We start from the raw sequence: 12,853 nt of genomic DNA on the forward strand, positions 1-12,853 counted from the left end.
ATCGATCTGCCGGGCTTTGTGCGAATTTCCTTTCACATGGCGGACGAATCCACGAAAATAGCGCCATGTCCATCAAACAGCTTTCCGAAACCCTGATCAACCAGATTGCCGCAGGCGAGGTCATCGAGCGTCCTTCCAGTGCGGCCAAGGAGTTGATCGAAAACGCCATCGACGCAGGCGCAACGCGCATCGAGATTGCCACCGCTGGCGGCGGCAAAGGGCTCGTGCGCATCTCGGACAATGGCTGCGGCATGTCGCCTGCCGATCTGGAACTGGCGATCCGCAGGCATTGCACCTCGAAGATTTCAGCAACGCTCGACGATATCAGGACGCTGGGGTTTCGTGGTGAGGCCCTGCCCTCCATCGGCTCCGTCGCCAAGCTGACCATCACCAGCCGCCAGCAGGGAGCCGCAGAAGGCGCGGTTATCTCGGTTGCGGGCGGCAAGCTTTCGCCGGTGCGACCAGCACCGTCCAACACCGGCACGATCGTTGAGGTCCGCGATCTGTTCTTCGCTACGCCCGCACGGCTGAAATTCCTGAAGACGGAGCGGGCCGAAGCGGCAGCGATTACCGAAATCGTCAAGCGCATGGCGATTGCCTTTCCGCATATCCGCTTCGTTCTCTCGGGCACGGACCGCTCGACGCTGGAATTTCCGGCAACCGGTGACGACCATCTGGCGCGCATGGCGCAGATTCTCGGTGCAGATTTCAAGGACAACGCCATCGAGATCGACGCGGAGCGCGAAGACGTCACGCTGACCGGGTTCGCAGGTGTGCCGACATTCAACCGGGGCAACTCCGCCCATCAATATATGTTCGTGAACGGTCGCCCGGTGCAGGACAAGCTGCTGCTTTCAGCCATTCGCGGGGCCTATGCGGAAACCGTGCCCCATGGCCGTTACCCGATTGCGGTTCTGTCGCTGCAACTCGACCCCGCACTGGTCGATGTCAATGTGCATCCCGCGAAATCCGATGTGCGTTTTCGCGATCCCGGGCTGATCCGCGGGCTGATCGTCGGCGCTGTACGTCAGGCCTTGCTGCGCGAGGGAGACCGGGCGGCCACCACCGGTGCAGCGCAGATGATGAGCGCGTTTCGCCCCGGCTACAGCCCTTCGACGGTGCGGCCCTACCCTTCGCAGGCGTGGACGCCAGCCGCATCACCATCGCGGCCTTTGTCGGTTTCGAGCGATCTGGCGCTGCGGGAAACCGCGCAATCGCAATTCGCCGACATCACCATGCCGACCGCGCGCGCCGAACAGGCGGTTGCGGAACCAGTGGTGACCGGGGCCGAACCCTCGCGCTTTCCTCTGGGAGCGGCACGCGCGCAGGTTCACGCCAATTACATCGTTGCGCAAACGGAAGACGGGCTGGTGATCGTGGATCAGCACGCGGCCCATGAGCGGCTGGTTTTCGAGGAAATCCGCAAGGCGCTTCACGCCAAACGCCCGCCCTCACAGGTGCTGCTCATCCCTGAAATCATCGATTTGCCGGAAGAGGATTGCGACCGGTTGATGGAACACGCCGCCGGGTTCGACAGCATGGGCCTGACGATCGAGCGGTTCGGTCCGGGTGCCGTTGCCGTGCGCGAGACGCCCGCAATGCTGGGCGAGGTCAATGTGCAAGGGCTGGTGCGCCAGCTTGCCGACGAAATTGCCGAGTGGGACACGGCTGGCAGTCTGGCCAGCAAGCTCGAATATGTCGCTGCCACCATGGCATGCCACGGTTCGGTGCGCGCTGGCCGCCGCATGCGACCGGAAGAAATGAACGCCCTGCTGCGGCAGATGGAAAACACACCGGGCTCCGGCCAGTGCAACCACGGTCGCCCGACCTATATCGAGCTGAAGCTCGCAGATATCGAAAGACTGTTCGGCAGAAGCTGAAGAAAACGTGCTGGCATTTTTCAGGCGGCATCAGTAAAAAGACAGGCGTCAGGAGAGCACAGAGATGAACAGATTTGAAGGCGGCGGCAACCGCGAGGCGAAGGTGGAATACCTCGATGGTGATATGCGCATCGTCCAGACCGGCTCCCACGTCATCTGTGCCATGACTGGCAAACACATCCCAATCGATGAGCTGCGCTATTGGAGCGTGTTGCGTCAGGAACCCTACGTCGATGCGGCAGCGTCGGTGGAAGCCGAAAAACGCGCGGGGGCTTTGCCCAATCAGAAGCGGAATGCCTGAGACGTCGTAAACAAGTTTGGGCGGTGGTCTGGAGGTGGTTGATTACTCTTCGGAACGCACCGAGAATATCTCTTTGGCGTCTTCTTCGGAAATGACATGGGCTTCACGTTCATTTTCTTGCCAGTATCCCCCGCATCTCTGGCATCGCCTTAAGTGCGAATGAGCCACAAGGCTAGTCGCGATGCGTTGTGGCTGATCAACGCTTCCAGACAATATTCCTTGGCGACACACCTCGCAGCCGCCTTCGCCCCAATCACTCATGCCTCAGTCTCATGCTCACACCGTTTTTCGCAAACGTCGTAATAAGACGGCCTCGAAGGTCGAGATAGCCTACGATTGAACATCGAGCAAACAAAAGCGCTTCCCTAAACGGGAAACGCTTGGAACGGCTCATCAAGGGGCGGGTGTATTCGTCGAGCTAGGGTTTCTGTCCGTGCCTTCGGTAGGGGGCGTGGTGCCGGATGGCGTGTTGTTGTCGAAGGTCTGGCCACCCTGTGCACCGGGGTTCGCCGTTGGCGCGGATGTCGCTGGGCCAGGTGCTGGCTGTGTCTCAGTGGTCGCAGGTGCGGTGCTTTCACCCCAGGTTTCGGCGACGATCCAGACAGCGCCAGCCAACAAAAGGCTGATGACAAGAATGATCAGCACCGGGCTGCCTTTAAAACCCTGTCGGCTTTCGCGCGGTGTAAACACCTTCTTTTCCGTATTTTCCTGCGGCATTGGATCCTCCTGAAACCAGAGAACGCACAAATGTGACGCTCATCTCTCATCAGGAAAGTGTGCAAAAGCCATATAGTTCCTTCGCCGTGCGATATTCGCGCTCTGCGCGCAAGTCTAGGCCTGCGCCAGTTTCCGCTGACGGCAGTTGCGGATCGCTGTGTCGATGATGGCGCCTGCTGCATTGGGGTCATCGAAGACCATGTCGATATCGATGACCAGTGTGCTCGAAAGCAGTTCGGAAGCACTGCCGTGATGGCCTTTCAGGCGAACGGCATCCTTGGCGGTGGTAACCAGCATGAGGTTGAGCCGGTTGGCCTCATCCGTCAGATCGCGGATTTCCTCATCGCTGAAATTGTGGTGATCCGGGAAAGAACGGCGCGCAGCGATCTGCCCGCCCAGTTCTTCGACCGTGCGATAAAACTTGGTAGGATCGGCGATACCAGCATAGGCTAGCACGCGTTTATCCGCGAAATCCGGCTGCGGCCTTGGCTTGATGGAGGAGACGAAGATGGGCTTTCCGGCGCGTGCGGCGGTGCGAACGATGGCTTCCGCCGCCTGCCCGCTGCCGACTTTCAAAATTGCGGTCAGTTGCCGCATCTGTTCGGCAAGCGGTGCGCGGACCGGTCCACCCGGCACCAGATGGCCGTTGCCAATGCCACGTTGGGTGTCGATCACCACCAGCGCATAGTCCAGCGTCAGCCGCGCACTTTGAAAGCCGTCATCCATGATGATGAGATCGACGCCTTCCGCCACCAGACGGCGCGCGCCCTCCACCCGCCTGCGGGAAATGACGGTGATGGCCTCACGGGCCAGCAACAGCGGTTCATCGCCAACATCCACGGAGCGGTGATGATCGGCATCGACCAGCGTGGTGACATCCAGTGTGCCGCCATAACCGCGGCTGAGAAAGCCGGGCTTCAGCCCTTTCGCAAGAGCGGCTCTGGCAATGGCAATGGCGGTGGGCGTCTTGCCCGCACCACCGACGGTGAAGTTACCGATGCAGATGACCGGGACCGGAACGGAGGCACGCCTGGCCTTTTTCATCGTGCGTCCGGCAACTTTGCCGTATACGAACGAAAACGGTGCCAGAGCCCACGCCTGCCAACCAGCCTTTTCCCACCAGAATGGCGGCGCTTCCGAAACCATCAGTCCCCCGAACTCCTGCGTTCCTGTCCAAGCACGTCGCAGCGCAGATTTTGCGCGACAAGCTTTGGATCAGACCAGCTATCTGCCAGAAAGGTAAGGATTTTGCAAAGAATGGCGGCGCGCGTGGGTCGCCGCTAAACCGTGACCTGCTGCGGCAGCAGGGTCTCGAGACCGGTGATGTCGTCTAAACAATAATCACAATCTGCAGCAAGGCTTTCTCTTGAGCCCGTGCCCGTGAGCACGGCGATGCACAGGCCAGCACCCGCGTGCCTGCCCATGTGGAGATCGTGATTGTTATCGCCCACCACGGCCACGCGTTCCGGCGGCAGGCCGGTGGCAGCGCAGAAGCCCAGGACCATGCCGGGCTGCGGCTTGGTGCCATGGCTGCTGTCATAGCCCGCGACGAAATCGAGATCGGCATCGAAGCCGAAACGTTTGGCGAGTTCGCGGATGGAAGCTTCATTGTCACTGGATGCTATGCCGAGCTTGTACCCCCTGCCCTTCAACCGCGCGAACAGGGCCTTGAGATCGGTCACCGCGACGGACTTTCCCGCCGCCTGCGTGAACAGCAGATCGAGACGCTGGGTAAGGTCCACGATTTCGCAGGGCGAACCGGCGGCAACGAGGCCCTCGGCAATTTGCACCGTGTTTCCAGCGGCCAGCAGGCTATCGGGTTTGACGTGTCCAGTGACGGGGTCCATTCCACAGGCGAAAAGCAACCGGTCTGCCAGCGCGGCATCCCCCTGCGAGGCAATGGCCGCCAGCTCCCGGTTGACCGGCCCCCAGCTCGCATCATAACCGATCAGCGTTCCATCCTTGTCGAACAGAATGGCCGCTATCGCAGCGGGCGATCTTACGGCACTGCCTGCCTGCATCATCAGCCAACCGCGCTGCGGGGCTGGAGTTTCGCTGTTACCGTCAATGGGTTGATGTAGGGTTCCAGAGCCTTCACAGTGCATGACAGCGCGCCGCGCATGTCCTGAATGACCCTGCCGCCAGCATCGATCATCTTGTAGCGTTCATTGTCGTTGACCAGCAGGTAATGCACGGCCTTCGCCAGCATTTCCACATCGCGGATAATGCGCCCGCCACCGGACCGCAGCAATTTCTGATAGGCTTCGCGGAAGTTTTGCACATGCGCACCTGACAGTACCGCGCAGCCCAGCATGGCTGGTTCCAGCGGGTTCTGCCCACCTTCGGCCAGCAGGGAGCGACCGACAAAGGCCAGTTCGGTCAGGCGCAGATAAAGCCCCATTTCACCGATGCTGTCGCCCAGAAACACATCCGTCTGCGGCGTGATCACATCGTTGCGGCTGCGGCGTGCGACGTTGAGGTTCATGCCTTTCAGCATGGCCTCGATATCATCGCACCGTTCCGGGTGACGCGGCACGATGATCGTCAACTGTCCATCGCGGGATTTGATCGCGTTGTGAACGGTGGCCGCCGCCTTCTCTTCCCCTTCGAAGGTGGAGATGGCTGCCCATGTCTTGCGGTTGCCGATCTGGCGGCGATAGGTGTCCAGCACTGTGGCATCACACGGCGGAGGATCGGTGTCGCCCTTGAGGTTGCCCGATACGACGACAGGCCACGAGCCGAGATCACGGAAACGTTCGGCATCGAGATCGGACTGGGCGACGACGAGAGCCAGCTTGCTGAACAAGGCCTCGGCAAAATCGGACCGATTGTGCCAACGCCCAAAGGAGCGATCCGAAAGGCGCGCATTGACGCGGATTTGCGGAATGTGGCGGCGTTCGAGCTCCATCATCGTCACCGGCCATATCTCAGACTCGGCAGTGATGGCCGCATCCGGCATCCAGTAGGTGAGGAAGCGATTGATGGAAATCTTGATATCGAGCGGGACATACTGGTGGATGACATCGTCGCCGAGGCGGGTCTTGCTCAACTCCGCGGACGTCACTGTGCCCGTGGTCAAAAGAACGTGAATATCGCGCTTGCGTATCTCGCGAATGAGCGGCACGAGCGCCAGCGTTTCACCGACACTGGCTGCGTGGAACCAGACAAGAGGTCCGCGCGGACGATCGGCACTGGCATGACCGAAGCGTTCCATGCGGCGACGCTTGTCTTCCTTGCCCTTGGCGGCGCGGTACATGAGATAAGGCCGGGCGAAGGGATAGGCGGCAATGCCCGCAATTCTATAACCCGAAAGGGCGAAACGTGCGATTCGGCTGTTCATGACATGCTGCCTTCGATCATTTCGCGCAATGCTTTCCCCTGTGAACCCTGCCAGAGCGTAGCGTCAAACAACGGGATGACCCGCGTTGCTCTATCTTTTTGTTTGGCATCGCATCTTTCGAAAACGTCTCTGCGTTTTCCCTTCGATGCCTGAAGGCCTACTTCATATAAAAATGCGTCTTTTTTGTTTCAGAACACAAACGGGCCTGCGAAAAATCCGCCGCGGTCCCAGATGTTGTGCGTACCCTTGAGGGAGCCGCACAACCTTTTGCTCTGTCTGGTATAGTACAAAGGAAGTAGGAAAGCAGCGATTATTTGCTTTGAGGATCAAGCAGACGGTGCATATGCACTATAAAATAACGCATATGGGCGTTATCCACAGTCTGCTGGGCCTTGGACTTCCACGCCGTCAGTGCCGTTGCATAATCCGGGAAGATGCCGACGATATCCAGCGCCTTCAAATCGCGAAACTGAACCTCTTGCAGATTTTCAAGTTCGCCGCCGAATACGAGGTGAAGAAGCTGTTTCTGGTCGCCCACTGCCGTCATTTTGTATCTTCTTTCTAATGGTCAATTGCCCGCAGAGCCCCTCATTTGCGGGATTTCGTCGTGAAAATCAACCTCTGTCAGACAGGTTGAGGGGATTGAGGAGAACAGGCAGCGCATGGTCGGCGGCTGCGCATAATTCGGGATGCGTTACATCACGCTGGTTGTATATCAATGGCTGTCCAGCAAGATCCACCAGACGACCGCCAGCGCGCTCCAGAATGAGATCGGCAGCGGCCAGATCCCAGTCATGGGAATTGGCCTTCACCAGCGTACCGTCAATGCGTCCATCGGCAACCATGACCAGCCGGTAGGCCAGAGATGGCACATGCGCAATGCGGTGCACCCGCGCCTTTACCGTCTGCGGAAGCCGCGCAATCACGTCTTCAGGCGCGGCAAGTCTTATATCCTCGCCAGCTAAGGTGACAGACAGGGGCTGACCATTCTTCATGGCCGGACCGACAGTGAGCGCACTGAACTCTTCGTCAAAGGCAGGTGCTACCAGCGCGGCTGCGACCGGCCTGCCACGATGAACCAAGGCAACGCTGACGCACCATGTGTCCTTGCCGCCAATGAAGGCGCGCGTGCCATCGATGGGGTCCACAACGAAAAGCGTCTCTTTAGACAACCGCTCCTCGTCGTCATCCGTTTCCTCCGAAAGCCAGCCATAATCCGGTCGCGCCTTGCGAAGAACGGTTTCCAGCAATTCGTTGGCAGCGTAATCGGCGGCACTGACGGGAGAGTGGCCTTGTTTCCACCAGACCTCCGGGTCCTTGCGGAAAAACTTCAGCGCCACCTGCCCCGCTTGCCGCGCGGCATCCAGAATGAGGTCAAGGTCGGAGCGCCAGTCGGCTCCCGTTGCATCGGTCATATCGTCTTCGTTTGTCATTCGACCTTTAGAAGGTGCGTTTTCCATGCCAGAACATGCGCATGGCATGGCGGTCAAATCAACCGTCGAATGCCGCTATCAGCGTCCCGCTATCGTCATGCCTTCGATGGCAAGCGTCGGTGCGGCTACACCATACTTGCGGTCTATGTCGTTGGCGGGAGTGACCCGCATGAACATGTCCTTGAGGTTGGAGGCAATCGTGACCTCCGACACCGGGAACGCCTTTTCGCCATTTTCGATCCAGAACCCGCTTGCGCCACAGCTATATTCGCCGGTCAGCAGATTGGCACCATGGCCGATCAGTTCCGTTACGTAAAAGCCTGTGCCGACCTGCGCGATCAAATCCTTTGGCGAGATATCGCCCGGCTCCAGCGCCAGATTGGTGGAGGCCGGAGAGACTAGATTACCGCCACGAACGCCACGGCCATTGGTTTCCAGCCCGATTTCGTGGGCGGTGGATGTGGACAGAAACCAGTGTTTCAGCACGCCGTCTTCGATCATCACGAGCTTTTCGCCCCGCACACCCTCACCATCGAAGGGACGCGACGACGGGCCGCGCACGATCTGTGGATCGTCGGTGATGACGAGGCCTTTTTTCAGCACCTGCTGGCCCATCTTGTCACGCAGGAAGCTGGTCTTGCGGGCAACCGATGCGCCGTTGATGGCACCGGCAATGCTGCCGACGAAGCCGCGTGCGATGCGCGGATCGAACACGACGGTGATATTGCTGCCGGTATCGACCTGACGCGGATTGATACGCTTGACCGCCTTCTCGCCTGCGCGGCGCCCGATATCGTCGGGCGTATCCAGATCGGCGAAGTAGAGACGGCTGTCGAAATCGTAATCGCGCTCCATCTTCGTGCCCTCGCCCGCGATGACGCTGACCGAACGGCTGAAACGGCTGCCCATATAGCTGCCCGAAAATCCGTGCGACGTGACAAGCACAAGACCGCCCATGCCGCTGGACGCGCCCGCACCCGACGAATTGCTGACACCGGCAACCGCAAGCGCCGCTTCTTCCGCAGCCAGTGCCGCCTCGCGCAATTGATCCGTGGAGACCTCCGTTGGGTCGAACAGTTGCAGGTCGTCATAGGAATTGGCGAGACGCTCCTTGTCCGCAAGGCAAGCGAAGGGGTCTTCCGGCGACACTTTCGCCATCGCCACGGCGCGTTCGGCCAGCGTCTTCAAGTCGAAACCGGGATTGGCCGAAACACTGGCAACCCGCTTGCCGACAAAAACGCGCAGGGAAAAGTCGTCGCTCTCAGACGATTCCGTGCTCTCGACCTTGCCCAGGCGCACGCCGACGGATTGCGAGCGTGACCGCACGATCACGGCATCCGCCTCATCTGCACCCGCACGACGCGCGAGGTCTACCAGTTCGCTTGCACGGTCGAGAAGATTGGAGGAATCGATTTCTGAGGACATGGGCTAAGCCTTTCGTTGACCTTCATTTATTGCGGCGCACCTGCCGCATCAAGGCCAAAGCGGCATTTCACCTGGATTTGAGGCGTTTACCTACGCCTCTACCCCATGACCCCTGTGATAAAGCTCCACCTGCATCTCGATCTGCCGCTTGAGATCGTCCTTGCTGACCTCGGATTCGGCCAGCACTTCATGCGCCTTTCTGAAATCCAGCACCCGGAAGCGATTGACCGGTGGCCGCAGGAAAATATGGGGCGGGTGCATACGCAGCTTCAGCGAAATGACCGATTGCATCATCAACTGGCTGGCACCGAACAGGCTTTCGAAGCGGCTGGGCATCGTCGTGCCATCGCCTTCCGGCCCGCCGACGACATCAACACCGATGACGATATCCGCCTTATCCAGCAGATGATCATAGGGAACCGGGTTGAAAATGCCGCCATCGATCATGATCCGGCCATTCATGCGGATGGGCATGAAGAGAGCCGGAATGGCAGACGATGCCGCAAGCGCTTGGCGCAGATCGCCCGTTTCTACGACGACTTCGGACTGGTCGTAATAATCCGTCGCGGTCACCTTGAGCGGAATGGACAGCTCTTCGAAATTCTTTGGCAGTGCTGCGGGCAGGAGAGCGTCGAGGATGAGTTCGAGATTGAACTGGCCCAGACGAAACCCGAAGGCCGTGTGGCGCATAGCAGCGGGCCCGAGGCTCCAGAGCCGGTTGGCGACGCTGCCCTTTTTGCCCATCAGCTCCAGCATGTAATCGCGGATATCGCGCCCGCGCATGCCGGCTGCCATGCCCGCGCCGATGATGGAGCCGATGGAGGACCCGGCGATGGCGGTGGGGCGAATGCCCAACTCGTCCAGTGCTTCCACGATGTTGATATGGCAGATGCCGCGTGCACCGCCGCCGCCCAATGCGAGCGCGAATGTCGGGTCGCGGACCTCTTTGACCAACGCATCGCGTTTGCGCTTCTTTTCGGAAAGTTTCTTTTTCTTAGCAGCCAAGAGAGGGGCCTCTCCTTCATGTCATCAGATGCCCCGCTCTATGACACAAAGACGACAGGAGAGTGACGGCGCGCAGCACAGGCATGCGCGCCGTAAACGAAGACGCGCGTTAAGCGCTGTAGCGATAAAAGTGCATGCGGGAATCGCCAAAGGTGCGGCTTTCCAGATGCGTGAAAGCCGGATCGACCGTCACCAGCACATCGGCACGCTCTTCAAGAATGACGAGTGCACCCGGCGCCAGCCAGCCGCCCAGATGCGCCGCCAGAAGCGCCTTCTCACCGTGACCGAAGCCATAGGGAGGGTCGGCAAACAGCACATTGAAGGGTTCGATATTGTTGACGCTGCCAAGCTTGGTGGCATCGCGGCGCAAAATGCGCGCGCGGCCATGCAGGCCCAGAGCATCGATATTCTCCCACAGGAGACCCCGGCCTTCTACGCCATTTTCAACGAACAGCGCCACGCGGCAACCGCGCGACAGGGCTTCCAGACCCACCGCGCCGGTGCCCGCGAAAACATCGAGAATGCGCGTGCCATCCAGACTCTCGGGATAGGCATGGCTCAGGATGTTGAAGAGGCTTTCCCGCGTACGGTCGATTGTCGGTCTGATTGCATTCGATTTCGGAGCGGCCAAGGAACGGCCGCGAAACTCACCGCCTACGATCCGCATTACGCGTCATTCCCCTAGCGCCAGAAGGTTTGCCACCGGGGCCTTTGCCACCGGGACCATTGCTTGGGCCGTTTCCGCCCGGACCTTTGCCACCAGGTCCCTTATTGCCGGGGCCCTTGCCGGAAAAGCCGCCTTCGGAACGCTCGCCGCGCGGCTTTCCAAATGCAGGCTTGCCGCCGAAGCCACCCGGCTTGCCACCGGAAGGCCTGCCTTCACGCGGCTTGTCGCCAAAAGGTCTTGCACCGCGCGGCTTATCGCCGAACGGGCGGTCGCCACGGGGACGGTCACCCTCCTCGCGTGGCTTGCGATCGCCGTAAGGCCGCTCGCTGCGCTCACCGCTGCGGGCCGGACGATCACCGAATGATCTCTCTGCACGCGCTGGGCGATCACCACGGTCTGGGCGATCCCCGAAGGAACGTTCGCCAGCATCACGCGGCTTGCGGTCGCCATATGGGCGGTCGCTTCGTTCGCCACCACGGGCCGGGCGGTCGCTGAACGGGCGCTCGGAACGGTTGGGGCGGTCTCCAGACGGTCTGTCACTGCGGGCCGGACGGTCACCGAAGGAGCGTTCGCCGCGCGGGCGGTCGGAACGTTCACCCACGACACGCGGTTTGCGGTCGCCGGATGGCCGGTCACCGCGATCACCACCGCGGGCGGGACGATCGCCGAAGGATTTGTCTCCCCGCTCGCCTCTGCCGCGTCCACGGCTTTCGTCCTGCGCAGGCTTATCGGCGCGGATCCATTCGCCGTCCACATCCCTGTGTCTGACGATGGCGCGACGGGCATCGGCTTCTGCCGATGGCTTGAAGACGCTTTCGGCTTCGGCGCGCACGGACTTGCGCTCCTTGCCATCGCGCGTTGGCCGTGCACCCGGCGCCATCCACACATTGGCGGTGCGGTTGCTGCCCATCTGCGGACGCTTGGGGCGGTCGTCGTCGCGCTCTTCTTCACGACCCTTGGCGAAGGGTTTGCCGGGACGTTTTGCGTCTGGCTTGCCCTGCGTGCGGTCGCGGGGATTGTCACGTTTTTCAGCGAAATTGCCGCCGCGCGGGTTCTGCTCCGCATCGCCGCGCTTCGTCCATTCGGACTTCACGGGACGCTGGGCAGGCGCTTCGTCATCATTGGTGACGGCATCGTAGATCGGCGCATCGAAGTTCGCACCGGCGGCCTCGATGAGGCGTGGGCCGAGCTGATCGCGCAGCATGCGACCGCGCACTTCCACGACCTGGCTTTCCGGCAGGTCACCTAGCTGGAACGGACCATAGGAAATGCGGATAAGGCGGTTGACCTCAAGGCCGATGGCGCCCAGCACATTCTTGATTTCGCGGTTCTTGCCCTCGCGAATGCCCATGGTGATCCAGACATTATGGCCCTGGGTGCGGTCGAGCGTTGCCTCGATGGCACCGTAGAGCACGCCATCGACGGCAATGCCGTCCTTGAGCTTGTCGAGAGCAGCCTGATCGACCTCACCATAGGCGCGCACGCGGTAACGGCGCAGCCAGCCGGTTGTCGGCAGTTCCAGAACGCGCGACAGGCCGCCGTCATTGGTTAGCAGCAACAGGCCTTCGGTGTTGATGTCCAGACGTCCGATGGACAGAACGCGGGGAAGCTCCTTCGGCAGATTGTCGAAAACGGTCGGGCGACCCTCGGGATCGGAATTCGTCGTCACCAGGCCGGATGGCTTGTGATAGAGCCAAAGCCGCGTGCGTTCGGCACCACGGATCGGTTCGCCATCGACCTCTATCTTGTCATCCAGGGTGGCGTTGACCGCAGGGCTTTCCAGCTTGACGCCGTTCAGCGAAACGCGACCTTCCATGATCATGCGCTCGACATCGCGGCGCGAGGCCACGCCTGCGCGCGCCATGATCTTGGAGATGCGCTCTGGTTTCGTCGGCGCGGTCTCCGAAACGACGGTCTCCGTCTTCGCGACGAAAGGCTTTTTCTCACGCGCCGCATCGGGCTTGCCAGTGGAATTCGGCTTCCGGTCCCGGTCGAATGTCTTGGCCCCGCCGCGCGGCGGCTTGTCTTTGAATGTCATTTGTTGTTTGCCTGTTGTTTGCCGTGTCCTATCAGTTCGTGCGGCAC

General features: G+C 60.5%; 12 protein-coding genes. 2 read left to right on the forward strand and 10 right to left on the reverse strand.

Annotated features, from left to right (window positions below):
- Positions 1-65: 65 nt before the first annotated feature.
- Both mutL and QRN55_RS12860 read left to right on the forward strand, forming a co-directional pair.
- Positions 66-1,880: a DNA mismatch repair endonuclease MutL gene (gene mutL, locus QRN55_RS12855; RefSeq protein ID WP_284776975.1), complete on the forward strand. Its 1,815-nt coding sequence runs from the start codon at positions 66-68 to the stop codon at positions 1,878-1,880.
- A 64-nt stretch (positions 1,881-1,944) separates the two neighbouring features.
- The gene (locus QRN55_RS12860; RefSeq protein WP_284776976.1) at positions 1,945-2,181 is read left to right on the forward strand and encodes a DUF2093 domain-containing protein; all 237 of its coding nucleotides are present in this window, start codon (positions 1,945-1,947) and stop codon (positions 2,179-2,181) included.
- Between the two features lie 393 nt (positions 2,182-2,574).
- On the opposite strand, the gene QRN55_RS12865 is transcribed toward QRN55_RS12860, so the two are convergent.
- From QRN55_RS12865 to QRN55_RS12910, 10 genes are all read right to left on the reverse strand, one after another.
- Positions 2,575-2,898 (reverse strand): hypothetical protein, encoded by a 324-nt coding sequence (locus QRN55_RS12865; RefSeq protein WP_112501187.1) that lies wholly within the window; start codon positions 2,896-2,898, stop codon positions 2,575-2,577.
- 114 nt (positions 2,899-3,012) lie between these two features.
- A complete protein-coding gene (lpxK, locus tag QRN55_RS12870) occupies positions 3,013-4,044 on the reverse strand; it encodes a tetraacyldisaccharide 4'-kinase (RefSeq protein WP_284776977.1) in 1,032 nt (343 codons plus the stop codon).
- 134 nt (positions 4,045-4,178) lie between these two features.
- Positions 4,179-4,919: an HAD family hydrolase gene (locus tag QRN55_RS12875; RefSeq protein ID WP_284777176.1), complete on the reverse strand. Its 741-nt coding sequence runs from the start codon at positions 4,917-4,919 to the stop codon at positions 4,179-4,181.
- A 2-nt stretch (positions 4,920-4,921) separates the two neighbouring features.
- Positions 4,922-6,238 carry a lipid IV(A) 3-deoxy-D-manno-octulosonic acid transferase gene (gene waaA / locus QRN55_RS12880; RefSeq protein ID WP_284776978.1) on the reverse strand — a complete coding sequence of 439 codons (1,317 nt, stop codon included), beginning with the start codon at positions 6,236-6,238 and terminating at the stop codon, positions 4,922-4,924.
- 310 nt (positions 6,239-6,548) lie between these two features.
- Positions 6,549-6,785, reverse strand: a complete 237-nt coding sequence (locus tag QRN55_RS12885) for a DUF4170 domain-containing protein (protein WP_111840944.1) — start codon at positions 6,783-6,785, stop codon at positions 6,549-6,551.
- A gap of 67 nt (positions 6,786-6,852) precedes the next feature.
- On the reverse strand, positions 6,853-7,653 hold the full coding sequence (locus tag QRN55_RS12890) for a 3'(2'),5'-bisphosphate nucleotidase CysQ (RefSeq protein WP_284776979.1): 801 nt from the start codon (positions 7,651-7,653) through the stop codon (positions 6,853-6,855).
- A gap of 96 nt (positions 7,654-7,749) precedes the next feature.
- On the reverse strand, positions 7,750-9,096 hold the full coding sequence (locus tag QRN55_RS12895; protein WP_284776980.1) for a TldD/PmbA family protein: 1,347 nt from the start codon (positions 9,094-9,096) through the stop codon (positions 7,750-7,752).
- Positions 9,097-9,186: 90 nt separating this feature from the next.
- Positions 9,187-10,050, reverse strand: coding sequence for a patatin-like phospholipase family protein (locus QRN55_RS12900; protein ID WP_284777177.1), 864 nt, complete (start codon positions 10,048-10,050; stop codon positions 9,187-9,189).
- Between the two features lie 160 nt (positions 10,051-10,210).
- A complete protein-coding gene (rsmD, locus tag QRN55_RS12905; protein ID WP_111840940.1) occupies positions 10,211-10,768 on the reverse strand; it encodes a 16S rRNA (guanine(966)-N(2))-methyltransferase RsmD in 558 nt (185 codons plus the stop codon).
- On the reverse strand, positions 10,749-12,806 hold the full coding sequence (locus QRN55_RS12910; protein WP_284776981.1) for a pseudouridine synthase: 2,058 nt from the start codon (positions 12,804-12,806) through the stop codon (positions 10,749-10,751). The genes rsmD and QRN55_RS12910 overlap by 20 nt, the downstream gene beginning before the upstream one ends.
- Positions 12,807-12,853: the final 47 nt, after the last annotated feature.

Origin of the sequence: Agrobacterium sp. lyk4-40-TYG-31 (assembly GCF_030209855.1) — a bacterium.
Classification (GTDB): domain Bacteria; phylum Pseudomonadota; class Alphaproteobacteria; order Rhizobiales; family Rhizobiaceae; genus Agrobacterium; species Agrobacterium vaccinii.

Excerpts from the sequence above, each read along its gene's own strand:
- mutL (WP_284776975.1), top strand. The coding sequence starts at position 66 with ATGTCCATCAAACAGCTTTCCGAAACCCTGATCAACCAGATTGCCGCA.
- QRN55_RS12860 (WP_284776976.1), top strand. The coding sequence starts at position 1,945 with ATGAACAGATTTGAAGGCGGCGGCAACCGCGAGGCGAAGGTGGAATAC.
- QRN55_RS12865 (WP_112501187.1), bottom strand. The coding sequence starts at position 2,898 with ATGCCGCAGGAAAATACGGAAAAGAAGGTGTTTACACCGCGCGAAAGC.
- lpxK (WP_284776977.1), bottom strand. The coding sequence starts at position 4,044 with ATGGTTTCGGAAGCGCCGCCATTCTGGTGGGAAAAGGCTGGTTGGCAG.
- QRN55_RS12875 (WP_284777176.1), bottom strand. The coding sequence starts at position 4,919 with ATGCAGGCAGGCAGTGCCGTAAGATCGCCCGCTGCGATAGCGGCCATT.
- waaA (WP_284776978.1), bottom strand. The coding sequence starts at position 6,238 with ATGAACAGCCGAATCGCACGTTTCGCCCTTTCGGGTTATAGAATTGCG.
- QRN55_RS12885 (WP_111840944.1), bottom strand. The coding sequence starts at position 6,785 with ATGACGGCAGTGGGCGACCAGAAACAGCTTCTTCACCTCGTATTCGGC.
- QRN55_RS12890 (WP_284776979.1), bottom strand. The coding sequence starts at position 7,653 with ATGACCGATGCAACGGGAGCCGACTGGCGCTCCGACCTTGACCTCATT.
- QRN55_RS12895 (WP_284776980.1), bottom strand. The coding sequence starts at position 9,096 with ATGTCCTCAGAAATCGATTCCTCCAATCTTCTCGACCGTGCAAGCGAA.
- rsmD (WP_111840940.1), bottom strand. The coding sequence starts at position 10,768 with ATGCGGATCGTAGGCGGTGAGTTTCGCGGCCGTTCCTTGGCCGCTCCG.
- QRN55_RS12910 (WP_284776981.1), bottom strand. The coding sequence starts at position 12,806 with ATGACATTCAAAGACAAGCCGCCGCGCGGCGGGGCCAAGACATTCGAC.